The 15,741-nt window shown below is 42.0% G+C and carries 18 protein-coding genes; 9 read left to right on the top strand and 9 right to left on the bottom strand.

Going from position 1 to position 15,741, the window contains the following annotated elements; translation table 11 throughout:
• The first annotated feature begins 78 nt into the window (after positions 1-78).
• Together IEW93_RS18195 and IEW93_RS18190 are read left to right on the top strand one after the other, a co-directional pair.
• On the top strand, positions 79-273 hold the full coding sequence (locus IEW93_RS18195; protein ID WP_188740677.1) for a hypothetical protein: 195 nt from the start codon (positions 79-81) through the stop codon (positions 271-273).
• A gap of 383 nt (positions 274-656) precedes the next feature.
• Complete coding sequence (locus IEW93_RS18190) at positions 657-905, top strand: helix-turn-helix domain-containing protein (RefSeq protein WP_188740676.1); 249 nt, start codon at positions 657-659, stop codon at positions 903-905.
• A gap of 60 nt (positions 906-965) precedes the next feature.
• Here the strand turns inward: IEW93_RS18190 and IEW93_RS18185 are convergent, their stop codons facing one another.
• Complete coding sequence (locus tag IEW93_RS18185; RefSeq protein ID WP_188740675.1) at positions 966-1,454, bottom strand: TIGR00645 family protein; 489 nt, start codon at positions 1,452-1,454, stop codon at positions 966-968.
• A gap of 307 nt (positions 1,455-1,761) precedes the next feature.
• On the opposite strand from IEW93_RS18185, the gene IEW93_RS18180 reads away from it, so the two are divergent.
• Positions 1,762-2,166, top strand: coding sequence for a hypothetical protein (locus tag IEW93_RS18180; protein ID WP_188740674.1), 405 nt, complete (start codon positions 1,762-1,764; stop codon positions 2,164-2,166).
• 82 nt (positions 2,167-2,248) lie between these two features.
• On the opposite strand, the gene IEW93_RS18175 is transcribed toward IEW93_RS18180, so the two are convergent.
• Positions 2,249-3,283 carry a polysaccharide lyase family 7 protein gene (locus IEW93_RS18175; protein ID WP_188740673.1) on the bottom strand — a complete coding sequence of 345 codons (1,035 nt, stop codon included), beginning with the start codon at positions 3,281-3,283 and terminating at the stop codon, positions 2,249-2,251.
• A 306-nt stretch (positions 3,284-3,589) separates the two neighbouring features.
• Here IEW93_RS18175 and IEW93_RS18170 point away from each other — a divergent pair, with 306 nt between their 5' ends.
• The gene (locus IEW93_RS18170) at positions 3,590-4,342 is read left to right on the top strand and encodes a class I SAM-dependent DNA methyltransferase (RefSeq protein ID WP_188740672.1); all 753 of its coding nucleotides are present in this window, start codon (positions 3,590-3,592) and stop codon (positions 4,340-4,342) included.
• A gap of 96 nt (positions 4,343-4,438) precedes the next feature.
• Here the strand turns inward: IEW93_RS18170 and IEW93_RS18165 are convergent, their stop codons facing one another.
• The gene (locus IEW93_RS18165; RefSeq protein ID WP_188740671.1) at positions 4,439-5,062 is read right to left on the bottom strand and encodes an excalibur calcium-binding domain-containing protein; all 624 of its coding nucleotides are present in this window, start codon (positions 5,060-5,062) and stop codon (positions 4,439-4,441) included.
• Between the two features lie 208 nt (positions 5,063-5,270).
• Between IEW93_RS18165 and IEW93_RS18160 the strand changes: the two genes are divergently transcribed.
• Positions 5,271-5,792, top strand: a complete 522-nt coding sequence (locus IEW93_RS18160) for a DUF1993 domain-containing protein (RefSeq protein ID WP_188740670.1) — start codon at positions 5,271-5,273, stop codon at positions 5,790-5,792.
• 326 nt (positions 5,793-6,118) lie between these two features.
• Here the strand turns inward: IEW93_RS18160 and IEW93_RS18155 are convergent, their stop codons facing one another.
• From IEW93_RS18155 to IEW93_RS18145, 3 genes are all read right to left on the bottom strand, one after another.
• Complete coding sequence (locus IEW93_RS18155) at positions 6,119-6,370, bottom strand: DUF2999 family protein (RefSeq protein ID WP_188740669.1); 252 nt, start codon at positions 6,368-6,370, stop codon at positions 6,119-6,121.
• 359 nt (positions 6,371-6,729) lie between these two features.
• Complete coding sequence (locus tag IEW93_RS18150) at positions 6,730-7,119, bottom strand: hypothetical protein (protein ID WP_188740668.1); 390 nt, start codon at positions 7,117-7,119, stop codon at positions 6,730-6,732.
• Positions 7,119-8,690: a S41 family peptidase gene (locus IEW93_RS18145; protein ID WP_188740667.1), complete on the bottom strand. Its 1,572-nt coding sequence runs from the start codon at positions 8,688-8,690 to the stop codon at positions 7,119-7,121. The genes IEW93_RS18150 and IEW93_RS18145 overlap by 1 nt, the downstream gene beginning before the upstream one ends.
• A 239-nt stretch (positions 8,691-8,929) precedes the next feature.
• Here IEW93_RS18145 and IEW93_RS18140 point away from each other — a divergent pair, with 239 nt between their 5' ends.
• The gene (locus IEW93_RS18140) at positions 8,930-9,658 is read left to right on the top strand and encodes an arginine N-succinyltransferase (RefSeq protein WP_188740666.1); all 729 of its coding nucleotides are present in this window, start codon (positions 8,930-8,932) and stop codon (positions 9,656-9,658) included.
• Positions 9,659-9,731: 73 nt separating this feature from the next.
• Here IEW93_RS18140 and IEW93_RS18135 read toward each other — a convergent pair whose 3' ends face one another.
• Positions 9,732-10,010, bottom strand: coding sequence for a peptidylprolyl isomerase (locus tag IEW93_RS18135; protein WP_188740665.1), 279 nt, complete (start codon positions 10,008-10,010; stop codon positions 9,732-9,734).
• 292 nt (positions 10,011-10,302) lie between these two features.
• Here IEW93_RS18135 and IEW93_RS18130 point away from each other — a divergent pair, with 292 nt between their 5' ends.
• Positions 10,303-12,357: a prolyl oligopeptidase family serine peptidase gene (locus tag IEW93_RS18130; RefSeq protein WP_373284944.1), complete on the top strand. Its 2,055-nt coding sequence runs from the start codon at positions 10,303-10,305 to the stop codon at positions 12,355-12,357.
• A 158-nt stretch (positions 12,358-12,515) separates the two neighbouring features.
• Here IEW93_RS18130 and IEW93_RS18125 read toward each other — a convergent pair whose 3' ends face one another.
• Positions 12,516-13,073, bottom strand: a complete 558-nt coding sequence (locus IEW93_RS18125; RefSeq protein ID WP_188740663.1) for a hypothetical protein — start codon at positions 13,071-13,073, stop codon at positions 12,516-12,518.
• Between the two features lie 10 nt (positions 13,074-13,083).
• A complete protein-coding gene (locus IEW93_RS18120) occupies positions 13,084-13,905 on the bottom strand; it encodes a cytochrome c3 family protein (RefSeq protein ID WP_188740662.1) in 822 nt (273 codons plus the stop codon).
• 424 nt (positions 13,906-14,329) lie between these two features.
• Between IEW93_RS18120 and IEW93_RS18115 the strand changes: the two genes are divergently transcribed.
• Complete coding sequence (locus IEW93_RS18115; RefSeq protein ID WP_308419233.1) at positions 14,330-15,148, top strand: winged helix-turn-helix domain-containing protein; 819 nt, start codon at positions 14,330-14,332, stop codon at positions 15,146-15,148.
• The gene (locus IEW93_RS18110) at positions 15,148-15,666 is read left to right on the top strand and encodes a hypothetical protein (protein WP_188740661.1); all 519 of its coding nucleotides are present in this window, start codon (positions 15,148-15,150) and stop codon (positions 15,664-15,666) included. The genes IEW93_RS18115 and IEW93_RS18110 overlap by 1 nt, the downstream gene beginning before the upstream one ends.
• Positions 15,667-15,741: the final 75 nt, after the last annotated feature.

Below are 15,741 nucleotides of genomic sequence, written 5' to 3'. Positions count from 1 at the left end.
TTGAACTCAGTCAGTATTTGAGTCCAGTGGTCATGTTTTTGCAATTGATTCATAGCATCTCCTTTGTAAAGAAGCACTATGCCAAAGCCTGATTTTTATTGGAATGTGGGGTTAATTAACCGCTTACGTAAATACCACATGATTTTGTCGTTTTCGATATTTTCGGTATTGATGTTCATGAATCTACTGGGGGCAATTTCACTGTTTGTTGTGGTTACATTTAACCGTCCAATGTCTCAACAATCGTATAGTGTAGCAATGTACACTTTGTAAACAAGTGGGGTCAGATCAAACTTTCTACTTCACTATCCAGATTCCCAAACGAATACCAATAACACAGATGTGATGTGGATGAGTAAATACCACATGATTTTGTCGTTTTCGATATTTGCGGTATTGATGCTCATGTATCTATTGGGGCAATTTCACTGTTTGTAGTGGTTACATTTAACCGTCAAATTACTCAACAATCGTATAGTGTAACAATGTACACTTTTAGCTCGCTTAACAACTTAGGTACTGAAAAGTGTACTATGTTACACTTTCAGTGGTGGCAAAAAAGTAAACCACTATAAAGTGTAGGTTGTTACACTTTGCTGTTGAAATATCAAGCATTGAGAGCTAAAGTGTAGCAATGTACACTTTGGACTAACATTATGGCACTTTCACTCAATCAAGCACTTAATCAACAATCTTTAGGCTTGCTCATTAAAGAAACCAGAAACAGCGCGGCACTGACTCAAGATGTGGCAGCGATGTTGTGTGGCGTGACCAAAAAGACGTTAATTCGTGTTGAGAAAGGCAATGATGTTTATATTTCGACAGTGTTCAAAATTCTTAATGGTTTGGGAATTAGTATTGATGTCGCGCAGAATCATAACGCAGATCCTAAAGTATGGTACTAATCGATAAAGAAAAGCCCTGATGCTGTTATGTATCAGGGCTTTTTATTTGGGTATTACTGGTTACTTCCGAGTAATTTTATCCAAATATCCCATGGCGAAGGCCGATAACACGAAGGTGATGTGGATGAATAAATACCACATGATTTTGTCGTTTTCGATGTTTTCGGCATTCATAAAGACTTTGAGTAAATGAATTGATGAAATGGCCACAATCGATGCGGCTACTTTATTTTTAAGTGAGCCTGAATCCATCTTGCCTAGCCAGCTGAGTTTTTCACTGTTTTCGCCGACATCAAGTTGTGATACGAAGTTTTCATAACCTGAAAACATCACCATAATCAGTAGGCCACCGACTAAGGTGATGTCGATGAGTGACAGGGTTATGAGCACTAAGTCGACTTCTGCAATGGTGAAAATAATCGGAATGATATGAAAGATCTCTTGAAAGAACTTTATGCCCAATGCGAGTAAGACTAAGCTTAATCCCAAATAAATCGGCGCCATGATCCAGCGCGATGCATACATCAACTTTTCAAAAATTCTTTCCATAAAAATAGTTAACCCTTTAAATAAATACGCTAAAAAAGCAATGTAGCCATTTACGGCAAATCAATTAAGATAATAAACTTTAACTGTGATGACAAATTATGGCAAGCAAGATAATGTGTCATTTGCACTTTGTCTGTCGCATAGTGTATCTCACCACCATTAGGTTGACGATAAGTGGTGTTGTGAACTTTATTGTTGGTTAGGTACTGAGTTGAATATGACTCATTTTTTAATCTCAGCCTCAGGTTGAGCGATTACACTGTGTTAATTGAGTATGGGCTGTAACATTTAACTGAGACTTAATATTATGGATAACGCAAACACTAACCCAACAAGAAAAATGCCCTGGATGGCCATAGGGATTATAGGATCATTAATGTTATTGTTTGGGCTGTTGTTAACATTGATGCCTAAAGGATTTACGTCAGATCTTGAGAAAATCGGTACAGGTAAACCTGCGATTGTGTTTGTCTACGATCCTAATCTTGTGTCTGGTACCACTCAAACCGAACAGATGAACGAAGCGCGAGCTCATCTTGGTGATAATGTGCACTTTTTGCTGGCTAGAATTGCAACGCCAGAGGGTGAGGCGTTTATTGCTAAACATAATGCACGAGTAACTGAGTTATTTTTATTTGACCCAGCAGGCAACCTCGTTAAAAGGCAGCTTGCGGTTATTGATGCAAATGAGCTAATGCGATGGGTGCGCTAGGTGTGTTAAGTTCGACATAGTCACCTTGGCTAAACAAGAAGCCTGCTGATAATTAGCAGGCTTCTTGTTTATATAGGCTAAATTATTGCTTTAACTCAAGTTGATAAAAACTGGCTTGGGCGTAGTCGCCAGCGTCCATGCCACGCCATTGGCAATCTGAGCTGCTCTTTTTGGTATTACATTGGTTATAAACGCCTGCTTTGTAATACATCCAATCATTTTGATAACCGAGATCAACCTTGTGACCTTGGTAATTCCCTTGTGCTAGGTTGACGTCGAAGGTCTTTATTATTGGCTTGTTGCTGCCTGGATTTTTGGTAAATGTCAGCGTCATGCTGTCGCCTTTAACATTCACTTCATATGCAAAGATTTCGCCTAATTTAATGCCATCTTTAGGATCGACATCGCCTTGGCGAAGGTTGAATTTACCAAACACATTGTGACGAATATCTTGACGAAGCTTTTTGCCGTTACTGTCGACAGCATCTTGTAGTTTTGGCTCTGGGTTTAGCTCGTAGCTCCAAGATAAAGAGCCATATTCATGCTCCGGCAGTTTACGATAAACAATTTTAAGCGGTTCGTTGTCAGAGCCATGAATTTGGCCTATCACCACAGCAAATGCACCATTTTTTGTGTCATTACCGCTAAAACTCACTTGGTCCACAGACAAGGTCGCTTTTAATTGCCCGCCAATAGCGCCATATTCACTAGCATTGGGGTGCGATGCCACGACGAAATTGTTTTTAGGATCATCGTATTTGTCGGCCAACATGGCGCGTAGTTCGCTGCGGGTATTTTTACTATTTGGCGTGGTTGGCGCTTCATTGGGCGCAACAAACACTAATGCACCGGTGTTTTTATCGGTATAAAACCACTGCGGATGAGAGTAAGGCGTTTGGGTATCGCGCAGTTGTTGCTTGTTTATTTCTAAGGCTTTGCCTGCATTTTTAGTCGAGAGTTCCGGTAAGGTGATTTTCCATTTTGATAGATCAAAGTTTTGTGACGGAGCCTTGGTGGGATCAAGATTGAAGCGTTTGGCGGTATCAAGTTCAATTGAAGCCGCGACAGAGCCAGCGATCATGCAGGTGGTTAACAAACTCAGCGGGATCTTTCTCATTGAATGGCTCCTTAGGATCATGACTAAATAAGTAACCAGAATACTACAATAATATTGTATTACAAATGTGCTGTTGGGATAGGGTATTTAGCCTTGAGTTACTCCCAAGCATGAGTACGGTAATATCAAACGCATAAATTTGTGTGCTAAGTGTGTTGCGCTACGAGACTCTGTGGTTATGGTTAAGCCTACTATGTTGAGGTTAAGTAGATTTTGATGGGTATTTAAACATTAATGATGTCTCAAGCGGGCAAATTAATATATGATGCGCCACCCTAAATTTGCCTGTGTCACCGATCCCTTTTTATGTCTACCAATGCCCTTTATACCGATTTGTCCGGTTATTACGATTTAATGTGTTGTGATATTAATTACCAACAGCAAAGCAATAGCGTAGCCCGCTTGCATCAAATTTTGGGCAATAAAGGTAAACAACATTTAGATCTAGCTTGTGGCACTGGGCCGCATGTTAGGCATTTTATCGACTTAGGCTTTCAAAGCAGTGGCCTTGATATTAATCAGCCTATGCTTGATATTGCGATGCGTCGTTGCCCTGAAGCGCAGTTTAGTTTGCAAAATATGACAGAGTTTTATGTAGAACAAAAACTGGATTTAATCACCTGTTTTTTGTATTCCATTCATTATTCGCCGGGTACCGAGGCGCTTAAAGCCTGTATTGCCAGTGTGCATAAAGCGCTTAATCCAGGCGGACTATTTTGTTTTAACTCGGTCGATAAACATCAAATCAATAATCACTCTCTTGTGCGTCACAGCGCCGAGTTTGAAGGTAGCCAGTTTGTGTTTGAGTCTGGTTGGTATTACAGCGGTACAGGCGACATGCAGGCACTTAACTTGAGTATTGCCAAATCCCAGTTTGACGCCACACAGTTGTGGCAAGACTCTCATGCTATGGTCGCCACAAGCTTTACTGAGCTGCAAACATTGTTAAGCCCGTATTTTGACGTGCAAATATTTGAACATGATTATGACAGGATTATCCCGTGGGATTTAGCCTCAGGCAATGCCTTGTTTGTGTGTACAAAACGCGAGCTAGACTGATTTTATTATCCAGTTTAGACAGGCTCTTTACCTGTGCGTGGTTTTGGCGTTATTACACAGAACAATTTACATTTGATAAATACCGTGCGTAAACGATTAACGTAAGTTACCACAATGCTGTCTTTCGCATGGTACGCCATCACGATCACCATCCATTTCAGTACCTGGGCAGTTATTGATATAAAACGTTGCTTCGGCACATGAGCGCATTTGGCTGCAGTGTATTTTACCGGTTTCACATCTAAATTGTGGTTGCAGGTTTTTAGCGCTTGGATTTGGCTCTGAAGGCTCCCATTGCATTTGTTCAATATCTGCATTGGTTAACACAGGGACCGCTGTCATTTTTTCATATTGCTTATAGCCGAAAATGCCGACACCAAGAAAAATAATAATCATGAACATACGGCCAAGGATTGGGCTGCTGGCGCTATGATTATATCTTTGGCTGGGTCTATGCGGCGAGTTTGTGGTGTTATTTTTTGATGGGTGTTGACTGCTCGCAATAACGGCGACGCCTTCAATGCTGGCTTTTATGGCTTTGACTTTTCCATCGGGTTGGTTTTCACGATGAAATACAATTTCATCGCCAACCTTGGGCTTTCTAGCCATGTGCTTTAACGCTGATATATGAATAAACACATCTTGATCATTACCCGCTTCAGGTTTAATAAACCCAAAGCCTTTTTCATCGTTCCAACGAACTAACGTGCCTCTTTCCATGGCGATCTTGCTCCTCATTTTGTTTTCTGTCAGTAATATAATAACTGTATTGATGAGTTGTAAGCGAGTTATTTGAATCGGTTATTGTGTTGGATGATGACTGGGATTATTGTGGTTAATACGGGCTAAAAATGTATTTGATTTGGTTGCAATCTAATGTGGTATTGCTAACGCGTTACAGCTTGCAGCCCCAATGGAGGGATTTTCCATGCTTTACGATCTAACGGTAGTGCAATTTAGCAAAATGCTAAACAATTTAACTCATATTCTTGATAAAGCTGAAGCCTTTGCCGCACTAAAAAAAGTCGACATGGCAGTGCTGTTAAATTCTCGCTTAGCCCCTGATCAATTTAATCTTATTCGCCAGGTGCAAATTGCGTGCGACACGGCAAAAATTGGTGTGGCACGTTTAACGGGTAACATGGACACTGTGCCCAAGCACGATGATAGCGAAACCACGCTAGAGGAATTACGCCAACGCATTACCTCAGTGCTGACTTATCTTGACGGATTTAGTGAGGCCGATTTTGGCCATGCTGACAGCGTGCATGTGTCTCAACCACGCTGGGAAGGTAAGTATTTAACTGGGTACGAATTTGCCATTGAACATGCGATCCCCAATCTTTATTTTCACATCACTACGGCTTACTCAATATTGCGCCACAACGGCGTGGAAGTGGGTAAAAAAGACTACTTAGGCGCCATGCCTTACAAAGTGCCAGTGATGTAAGATCACGTGTAGGTTGAAAAACGCGAAAGGATAAGTCATGACTTATCCTTTTTTATTTTTAGCTATTGTATGTTCAATTCAGTATCGACGTGGCCTCTATCGGGCTGTCTGGTATAGGCCTTACAGTGATTGATGCGATGATAGAGCAACATGTATTAGTGCAACACAAACTCGTTGCCAGTTTATCCGCCAAGCATTAAACCAATTCTCAAAACCTTGGGTAACGGCTTTTGAGCTTGAGTGAGGTTAATTTAACGACTTAACAAAAAACGGCCAGAAGCTTAGACTCTGGCCGTTTTTTCTTTATTGAGCCACGAGCATGGGAACTACTTTTGCAATTGCGCTTTTGCTGCTTCAACTTTTGAGAAATCTAAGCCCAGCTCAACTACGGCTTCTTTAATTAAGGCTGGGTTTTGCATTACAAGGGCCATTAACTGCTGAAGCTTTTCTGGTGGAATACCTAATTGGCCTATAGTTGCCATTGCTGCAAATGGATTTTCAGTTAACGTTTGAAACAACTCATTAATTTGTGCATCGCTGATGTTGTGTTCTTTTAAGATGGCAATAATCGGATTCATTGCATGACCTTGTTGGTTAAAAGTGAGTAGGGCAAGATTTTATCACGTTTTAGCCTGTTGAGGGCAAGCCTCTGAGGTGGAGGATTCTTGGCATTGTATATCCGTCTGGCTAGCTGTTTTTATTGTTATGTTAGGTGACTTATTAACGTGAAATGGTATTACAGTGTCGTGAGTTAACCGTTTATGAATGACAATCCTGTAAATGACAGTGCAGTAAATTACAATGCAGTAAGTTATTGTGCAGTAAGTTAAGTGACAGTGCAGTGAAATGAAGTAACGCGTAAAAAAAGGCCAGAACATATTAGGATATGTTCTGGCCTTGTTATTGATGAGCTTATATTACAACACTTAAAGTGCTGCTATTGCGCGTCTTCAAACTTACAGTGGACTTGCGACAACGTAATCGTTTTAGTGCTTTGCACATGGCGTAATAAGCAAGCATCACCTTGTTTTAATAACTGAATCGCATCAGGTATTTCAGTGCTGCGGCCCATTATCAACAACCCGTTGGCATCTTTGTGCTGTTTGCGTTCAATCACCTCTTGGCTGTATTGCACAAAGGCATTGTCGCTAATCACCACACTACTTGCGCCCAACAAGCTTGCTATTGCTTGTTGCAACTCATCGTGGGTTTGCTCATTTGGATTTGTTATTGTTGCAGCTTGTGGCGAGGTGTTTACCTCGCTTGCTGTCGCCACACAACCGCTTATAAATACAATACCAAAAAGTCCTATGAGTGCTTTTAGCATTATTGCTCCGAAGCCAGCGGCGTTAAAATGCGATTGTTTTGCAACACATTTTGATTGCGGGTGTCTTGCAACATAAAGCCTGGGTCAATAAAGGTTGTTTTAGCCGGTGCACGGGCGATAGCCGTAGCGGTTGCTGGGCAGCTGTTGTTGTCACGGTAATAGAGCGCAGCACTTAACAGTGTTTCATCGGTATCACCTAATGCATGAGTTAGGTCATCATCGAGTGCGCAACCGGGTACTTCGCTGTCTACGGTTGGGTTTGTTGATGGTACAAAGCCGTCAGAATACTCGCCAAAACCTTTGTCGTTTACGCCTTTAAATTGAATCGTAAAGTAGGTGGTATCACAGTTATCTGTTGGGTAAAAACCATAAGGTTTACCGCATGTGGTGTCGCCTAATTGAATCACTTCAACATCAATACCACGCAATGCATTCATTAATGCTTCACTGGCAGAGCATGTCCCTGAGGTTGTGAGTACAAATACACGATTAAGGTTTAATGTAGGCAATGTTACGCCGCTTCTTAATAATGATGTATTAAAACCAAGTGACTCATTAATGAATGGCATGGGTGTTAACGCTTGCCCTGTAACGGGGTCCATGGTGGGGTATTTGTCGTTAAAGCTGGTGCGTTCAAACACATGATTTTCTGTGGCGCTATCACCGGCAACCATGTAGGCCAATTGGCTTGCAATGGCTAATAGTCCGCCGCCGTTATAACGGATGTCGATCACTAAATCATCAACTTGTGCGTTGCTTAGGGTGGTCATCGCATCATATAAGCCTTTTTCAGCTGTTGCGATATGTGAGTTAAATTGTAAATAACCCACTTTGCCGTTTGCGGTTTGTATTGTTTTAGTATTTTGTACTGGTGTCGACACCACAGTTTGTGCCGTGAGTGTAACGCTTCTGTCGGTTTGGGCATTTAGGTCACGCACAATAAATACCGTTTGTTGGCCACTTTCGCTCGGAAATAACCCCGCATTTAAGATATCAATACTGTCGCTATCGTTCGCGTTGGCGACACTAACGCCATCAACAGATACGATTATCGCTCCACGACTCACACCAGCTTCACTTGCTGGGCTATTGGGTTCGTTGTATGCCACAGTGACTTGTCTGCTTACTCCAGTTGATGCCTGGCGTAAACTCAACTCCATACCGTATCCTACTGAAGCACCAGAGCCGTTCAACAGCTCCCATTCTTCAGTCGACATCGAGAAATGAAAGTTATCTTTTTCGTTGCCCGTGTCAGATAGTTCATTGGTTTTTAACAGATCAAAATACTCGGCTACGCTGTATGGCGCTGGGTCGCGGTCAATGATTTCGTCATACCACAGGTAGGTGTCGTTACTCCATGAACGTAACCACAGTTTTTGTGTCAATGGTACGCTACATTGGTTAGCTAAAGTTGAGTAGTTAGCAAATGTGCCCTGTACCCATTGTGGGCTTGAAGAACCTGAGGTGTTGTCGTTATCGCTGCTTGATGAGCCCCCACCGCCACATGCTGCGAGTAGAAGACTAGTGCCAATCATCATTGGCATTAACGTGGTGCGGTTTGGTAACTGCATTTAAAATAATCCTTTATTTTACTCAATAAGCCAGTTGGCATACTTTCGATGGATATACTGTAATACACCCCGCTTTGTTTGTAACTCAAATTTTATACAATTGTTAACTGGCTTAACGACTTATACTGGTATAGGGCCAACATATAGGCTTGCTACACGGCAGTAAATGGGTGTTTTATTTGCCGTTTAGCTTCACGGGGAAGTACTATTGAACCCAAAATAATAAAAGGAGGGGGTTAATGCGAGCATCATCCAATTACTCGTTAGCTTTACGCTATAAACACATTGGCGCATCAGGCGTTAAATTATTGCTGATTATTTTGGCTACCGTGTTGGTCACCGCAGGGCTGACGTTTTTTGTCATTCGTACTTATATTTTCCCGTCACCTTTAACTCCAGTCACGTTAAACGTAAAGGAATCGCAACAGCTGGAGCAAAAATTAACCCAGTTAGGTTGGCAGGTAGACACTAGGACATCTTCAACTTCAAAACAGGTAAGGCCTTCGAGTAACAAGCAAGCACAATACAATGCCGCGGGTGAATTAACACCGCAGGCGTATCAGGAGTTTGATGCAGATCGCGAGGTGAGTTTTAGCGAAAAAGAGGTCAATTCTATGATTGGCCGCAACCCTGATTTTGCCAAGCGGGTAGCCATTGATTTTTCAGACAACCTGGCTAGTGCAACGATGCTGATCCCTATCCCAAAAGATTTTCCTATTATGGCGGGTGAAATATTACGGGTGAATACCGGTTTGGATATCCGTTTAGATGTTAATCGCCGCCCCGTTGTGGCGTTAGTGGGGGTGAGCCTGATGGGCGTACCCATACCTAATGCCTGGCTAGGTAACATGAAAAACGTCAATTTGGTGAGCGAGTTTGGCGATAGAGGCTTTTGGAATACCTTTGCTGATGGCGTTGAAGATATTCAAATTCGTGATGGCGAGTTATACATTAAACTGCGTCAATAAATACTGTTAATCAATGCCAATGACATTGGGCATGTATCGCCGTTCACTGTCACTCTGCGTTTTCTTACAAACGTTAGGTGCGGTATAACACTTTTACCACATGCCAGCCAAATTTGGTTTTCACTAAATGTGGGGTAATTAACTCGCCGGTAAAACAGACCTTGTCGAACTGTGGTACCATCTGACCTTTTTTAAATTCTCCTAAATTGCCGCCATTTTTAGCTGAAGGACAACTAGAGTGTTTTTTGGCTAATACATCAAATTTAGCACCTTTATTAAGCTGCTTAATAATGTCTTCAGCTTGAGTTTGGTGTTTTACTAAAATGTGAAGTGCCGCTGCGGTTTTAGCCATGTTATTGCCTGTGCTGATGGTAAAAATAAAAAATGTCGTGGGGATTATATACCCAAAGTTATTGCCTGTGCTGATGGTAAAAATAAAAAATGTCGTGGCTAAAACTGTTTAATCGTTAACATTGGCACTATTTTCTCTAGATAAATTCCTGTAACAGTTTGTAGCAGCTTATCGATTGAACATCTGCTTAATTGGTATAAAGTAAACACACAAAAATAAAAATACATGAGCAAACAACTAAAAGGATAATTAGATGCTTAAGCGAATCATACCTTTATGCGTAGCGAGTGCGATGACCATGGCAACACCGATTAAAGCAGACGAAGACAAATTTATTTGGTTAGAAGATGTTGAAGGTGCCAAACCTATGACATGGGTAAAGCAGCAAAATGACCTGTCTGCCACCCACATCAAAAGCTATAAAGGCTTTGATACCTTAGTCGCCAATAGCCTCGATATTCTTAACAACAAAGAACGGATCCCTTATGCCAGCCGCACTGGCGACTATTTTTACAATTTTTGGAAAGACGAAACCCATACCCGCGGTATTTATCGTCGCACCACGCTAGAAGAATACGCCAAAGCAGATCCTAAATGGGAAACCGTGCTAGACATTGATGCCCTAGGTAAAGCCGAGGGTGTTAACTGGGTGTATAAAGGCATGAACTGCCAATACCCTCAAAATGAACGCTGCTTAGTGTCGTTATCACGCGGCGGTGCAGATGCTGCTGAAATACGTGAGTTTGACCTCAGCACTAAAAGCTTTGTTGATAAAGCGCAAAAACCATTTATGGTCGATGAAGCAAAATCGATAGTAAGCTGGATTGATAAAGACACAGTATTTATCGGCACTGACTTTGGTGATGGTAAAAGCATGACTGATTCTGGCTATCCAAGTGTAGTGAAACTATGGAAACGCGGCACGCCGTTATCTGAAGCTAAAACCATTTTTACAGGTGATACAGCATCGGTAGCCTCAGCGGGTTACGTTATTTTTGATGACAAAACGCCACTTAACATCATCACCGAAAGCCTAACTTTCTATACCGCTAAACATTACGTGTATCAGAACGACAAACTCATCGCGCTGCCGTTACCCGCAGATGCCGATATTAAAGGTTATTTTAAAGGCCAGTTATACATTGAGCTGAAAAGCGAATTAGTCACCGATAAAGCAACCTTTAAGCAAGGTGCTGTCGTATCGACTCCGGTCGATAAACTCATGGCACAACAGCCCGAGTTTAGTGAATTTGTCTCACCTAGCGCGAGCGCATTTATCTCACAAATTAATTTTAGTAAAAGTGCGATATTTGTTACCTGGTTAGACAATGTTAAAAGTAAACTCGTACGCTATACCCAAAACAACAAAGGCGAGTGGCAAAGCGACACCGCTCCATTTGAGGCTAATGGCACCTTAAGTGTGTTTGATGTTCAGCGCGACAGCGATGAGTTTTTTGTTGATTACACTAGCTTTTTAGAACCATCCACCTTGTATCGAGTGAATGGTGCAAGCTTAAAAGCTGAAAAAGTGAAAGGCATGCCACAGCAATTTGCTGCCGATAAATTTGAAACCAAACAATTTTTTGCTCAGTCCAAAGACGGCACCAAAGTACCTTACTTTGTGGTCATGGCTAAAGACATTAAGTTAGACGGCACCAATCCTACCTTGCTTTATGCTTATGGTGGTTTTGAAGTGTCACGCTTGCCAGCATATTCAGCCACAGTAGGTAAAAACTGGTTAGAACAGGGCGGAGTATATGTGTTGGCTAATATTCGTGGTGGTGGCGAATACGGCCCTGCATGGCATCAAGCCGCGTTAAAAGAAAACCGTCATAAAGCCTTTGAAGACTTTGAAGCCATAGCAGAAGACTTAATTGCTCGCAAAATTACCACCAGTGGGCATCTAGGTATTCAAGGTGGCAGTAATGGTGGATTGTTAATGGGGGCTGCGTTTACGCGTCGTCCAGATTTATATAATGCCGTGGTATGCCAAGTGCCATTGCTAGACATGAAGCGTTATAACAAGCTGTTGGCCGGTGCCAGTTGGATGGGCGAATACGGCAATCCAGACATTGAAAAAGAATGGCAATACATTAAAACCTATTCGCCTTATCATAATTTAAAACAAGGGGTTAAATACCCTAAAGTATTTTTTACTACGTCAACCCGTGACGACCGTGTTCACCCTGCTCACGCACGTAAAATGGTCGCAAAAATGGAAGACATGGGTATTGACGTGCTTTATTACGAAAACATTGAAGGAGGCCATGCCGGTGCTGCTGACAACACCCAAGCCGCAGAGCTTATTTCAATGGTATATGCCTATTTAATGCAGCAATTACGTTAGTTGATTGGGTATATACGCATATAGAAAAGGGCCTCATTGATGAGGCTCTTTTTTTTGCAGAGTATATTAAAAAAAGCCGCAGCAGAGATCCTGCGGCTTATGTCCAAGTTTAGCTAGGTAAATTGGCTATTTCCCTAGCTAATGCGGGGGGGAAATCATCATTCATCTGCTGCAATGAGGGTGATGTCATTGCTGGCATTAGAACCATGAATTTGTACAGCCACTTTGAAAACCTCTACCGCACCCGCAGCGGCTTTACTGCCAAGATCTAAGCCTGTAGCGTCAAAGGTATATTGTCCTTCAGTCTCCGTTTCTTGTAATAAGCCAACGCAATTGTCTATGTCAGTTTGGTCGCATTGAAAGCGTTGAGTGACATGCCAGCGTTTCCAGGCTTTAGGTTTAATCGACGGTGATGCTGGATCAGGATAGCCAAAATAAGCAATGTCATAATCAGTGGCATTAGTAATGGCTTTGCCGTCAGCGTCGGTTAGGGTAAATGTTAATGCGCCCGATGCGGCATCAAATGAGTCAAGCTTCATCGTGATAGCAGATGCTTCATCAACATCAACCGCTTCACTGACGGGGTCAACAACGACGGGCGGCACAACAACGACGGGTGGCTCAACCACAACGATATCGTCATCATCGCTATCGCTATTACAGCCAAAAATGAGCAAGCTACTGGCCAAAATGGCGCTAAGATATGTGATCTTCATGATGCGCTCCTTAATTGAAATGACCTGTATGACAAGTGGTACATTCCATGTCTGTTTTCACGCTGGCAGCAGAACCCATAGTAGAGCTAACACCATGACAAGATTGACAAGCTTGCGCTTCAGTTGATGGTTTGGCGATGGCTAATAGTGAAATATCCTCACCACCATAAGCGCGGTTTAGGAGGTCAACAATGTAATAAGCCATGCTGGCCGATAAGCGTTTGCAGCGTTCACCTTTTAAGGAAAACTCTTTACCAGATGCCGCAGACCAATTACTGATAGAAGAGTGACATAAAGGACTGTTAGCCACTGATGTTGCACCTACTTCAAGTGATTTTTCTGCAGTAGAGCCAATACCTGCAATAAATTCATCTGACGATAATGGTAAATCTTCAGTTTCGTAATAACGGAATGAGGCACCAATAATGGCATTATTTTGGCCATTAATATCATCAAGAATATTGATTAGCATACCTGCAGCATTAAGGTTTCCGCATAATGTGCCTTGACCAACTACACCAGCCCAACCATATCCGGCAAGTGCGGTAGGAATGGTGGCAAATTTAGTGGCATCGGCACTGGCTGATGCAGCCAACATAGTGACTATGGCGTGAAATACTTGATGCATACAGCCACCGCCGGTTTCATAGGCGAGCTTAGCGGTTGCCATGGCATCGAGTGGCGCATATTTTAATTGTTCACCGAGTGCTAAACGGTAATTGCCATCAGCGTCGGTGGCTGCAAAAGCCGATGTTCCGAGTAAGGTCGCCCCAGCGGCAGCGGTGCTAATACCAATAATTTGTGTTAATGCTTGACGTCTATTTATGCTCATAATAATCACCCTTTACTTATTTTTAGTATTCCCATTTGGGAGTTTTTGAGTTGCTAACAAAAACGCCTTAGCAACTTGATGACTTAACGATAAGCGATGGGATGATTAAAGATGTGATTCAAAGCAGATAAAAATCATAGCTTAACAATTGTGGTTAACTAGGATTTTACATCGATTATTTAATGGCTATATTGCGTAAAAACAAACGTATTTGTGAGTTAAGTCTCGTTATTTGCTGTATTTGTGCATATTTATCGCAATATCTGTGCAGTTTAAAAGGATTAAATTATGTGATCTTATTCACGTATCGCTGAGAATGTAAATTTAATCACTTACTTTTGCTAAGGAATAAAGCGCTTAGATATCAGGATCACAGTATTCATCAGTTTTTTTGCATACACTTAATTCGTCGAAGTGTGTGTTAATGATTGAGGCGGTAAAAATGCAATTGGGCCATTGCAGGTTCGATATCAGCAAAGGGGATTTGGTAAATCAAGACACAGGTGAAGTGTGGCACCTTCCTCGGGCTGAATTACATGTGTTGACATTATTGGTAGAGTACCAAGGTAAAGTGGTTGCAAAACCCTTACTAGAGTCAGGCCATGGAGATGATACCCAATTAAGCTCTGCCTCAGTCGCTAGAGCAATTTTTACATTACGCTCTTTTCTTGGACCACAATATGAAACGCTTATAGAGACAGTAAAAGGGCAGGGATATTTACTGAGGCATCATCGAGCGCGTAAAGCCTCCTATGGTCTGCGGGGAAACTGGTCTAAACCACTTTTGCTTGGTTTGCTGGTGGCTATTTGTCTTGTCAGTGTCATTATGGCTAGCCTATGGTGGTTTAACTACACAGGCAAAGAGTTGAGTCCTGCGTTGCCATTGAGTTTAGAAACCGTCACCTTACCTTCTGGTCAACAGGTGGATATGATTTTATATTCGCCATCAAAAACCAATAACGAGCTCCTTATAGAGCAAAGTCAGCAGTTTATAAAAGGGTTACAGTTGTGCCCTGTAACAATCTGGAGTCGTGCTTTTTTATCGTTATCGCACGACAAACAAGTGCTTAATATTACGTTAAGGGGCGATCATTATGGTCAATCTCTTATCCGCAATTTAAAAATTAGCGATTTACGTCAACCTAAGCAATTTGTAACGCCGCAATGGCTAACACAATTAAATATTTGCAGCACTTCAAATGGTCGAACTCTGCAGGCTACCCGATCGCTGGAGGCAAATTAATGACAAGAAAAGGATTATGGGTCATCAATATTGTGGTGTTGGTGTGCTTATTAGGGTGTATGGCGGCGATATATCAGCTTAGTGCCAAGCCGAATAACTTTATGCTTAGTTGCAGTTCAGAATTATTTAACCATGGTGTGGCAGGTGTTGATAGCGATCACTACTTGCTCGTTGATCTTGTGTCTAAAGATGGCTTGGCACAAATCAACTATCGTTATTACGATTTAGAAGGACATTCTGCGGGTACCATCGCAATGACAGGTCATGTCGACAGCGTTGATATTGAGCGGCAAATGTTTGCTGTTTCGGTGACGACCAAAAATGAGTATGCCGGAATAAAAGATCAAAAAACGCCAGAACACTACGAATATTTATCTTATATCAGTGGTCTTAATCTGAATAAAAGCGGCATGCACTCATTAAGCGTACAGGTACTTGAACGAGATGAAACTAAAGACTACGCGGTGGTGTTATTTCAACCCAGTAATACGGTGTGCGGGTGTCGATTAGTGCATTGAGAAAATAAAAAAAGCCGATGTAATTAATACATCGGCCTTTATGTAACTTAACTATTTGCTTAACGCACCATTGCC

The sequence above is a fragment of the Shewanella inventionis genome (genome assembly GCF_014641855.1).
Taxonomy (GTDB): domain Bacteria; phylum Pseudomonadota; class Gammaproteobacteria; order Enterobacterales; family Shewanellaceae; genus Shewanella; species Shewanella inventionis.
This window is presented reverse-complemented; position numbering and strand designations above follow the sequence as displayed.

Bases quoted from the DNA above. Each gene is read 5' to 3' on its own strand.
- IEW93_RS18145 (WP_188740667.1), bottom strand. From the start codon at position 8,690: ATGCAGTTACCAAACCGCACCACGTTAATGCCAATGATGATTGGCACT.
- IEW93_RS18175 (WP_188740673.1), bottom strand. From the start codon at position 3,283: ATGAGAAAGATCCCGCTGAGTTTGTTAACCACCTGCATGATCGCTGGC.
- IEW93_RS18170 (WP_188740672.1), top strand. From the start codon at position 3,590: ATGTCTACCAATGCCCTTTATACCGATTTGTCCGGTTATTACGATTTA.
- IEW93_RS18160 (WP_188740670.1), top strand. From the start codon at position 5,271: ATGCTTTACGATCTAACGGTAGTGCAATTTAGCAAAATGCTAAACAAT.
- IEW93_RS18180 (WP_188740674.1), top strand. From the start codon at position 1,762: ATGGATAACGCAAACACTAACCCAACAAGAAAAATGCCCTGGATGGCC.
- IEW93_RS18150 (WP_188740668.1), bottom strand. From the start codon at position 7,119: ATGCTAAAAGCACTCATAGGACTTTTTGGTATTGTATTTATAAGCGGT.
- IEW93_RS18185 (WP_188740675.1), bottom strand. From the start codon at position 1,454: ATGGAAAGAATTTTTGAAAAGTTGATGTATGCATCGCGCTGGATCATG.
- IEW93_RS18130 (WP_373284944.1), top strand. From the start codon at position 10,303: ATGACCATGGCAACACCGATTAAAGCAGACGAAGACAAATTTATTTGG.
- IEW93_RS18190 (WP_188740676.1), top strand. From the start codon at position 657: ATGGCACTTTCACTCAATCAAGCACTTAATCAACAATCTTTAGGCTTG.
- IEW93_RS18135 (WP_188740665.1), bottom strand. From the start codon at position 10,010: ATGGCTAAAACCGCAGCGGCACTTCACATTTTAGTAAAACACCAAACT.
- IEW93_RS18120 (WP_188740662.1), bottom strand. From the start codon at position 13,905: ATGAGCATAAATAGACGTCAAGCATTAACACAAATTATTGGTATTAGC.
- IEW93_RS18195 (WP_188740677.1), top strand. From the start codon at position 79: ATGCCAAAGCCTGATTTTTATTGGAATGTGGGGTTAATTAACCGCTTA.
- IEW93_RS18155 (WP_188740669.1), bottom strand. From the start codon at position 6,370: ATGAATCCGATTATTGCCATCTTAAAAGAACACAACATCAGCGATGCA.
- IEW93_RS18115 (WP_308419233.1), top strand. From the start codon at position 14,330: ATGATTGAGGCGGTAAAAATGCAATTGGGCCATTGCAGGTTCGATATC.
- IEW93_RS18140 (WP_188740666.1), top strand. From the start codon at position 8,930: ATGCGAGCATCATCCAATTACTCGTTAGCTTTACGCTATAAACACATT.
- IEW93_RS18165 (WP_188740671.1), bottom strand. From the start codon at position 5,062: ATGGAAAGAGGCACGTTAGTTCGTTGGAACGATGAAAAAGGCTTTGGG.
- IEW93_RS18110 (WP_188740661.1), top strand. From the start codon at position 15,148: ATGACAAGAAAAGGATTATGGGTCATCAATATTGTGGTGTTGGTGTGC.
- IEW93_RS18125 (WP_188740663.1), bottom strand. From the start codon at position 13,073: ATGAAGATCACATATCTTAGCGCCATTTTGGCCAGTAGCTTGCTCATT.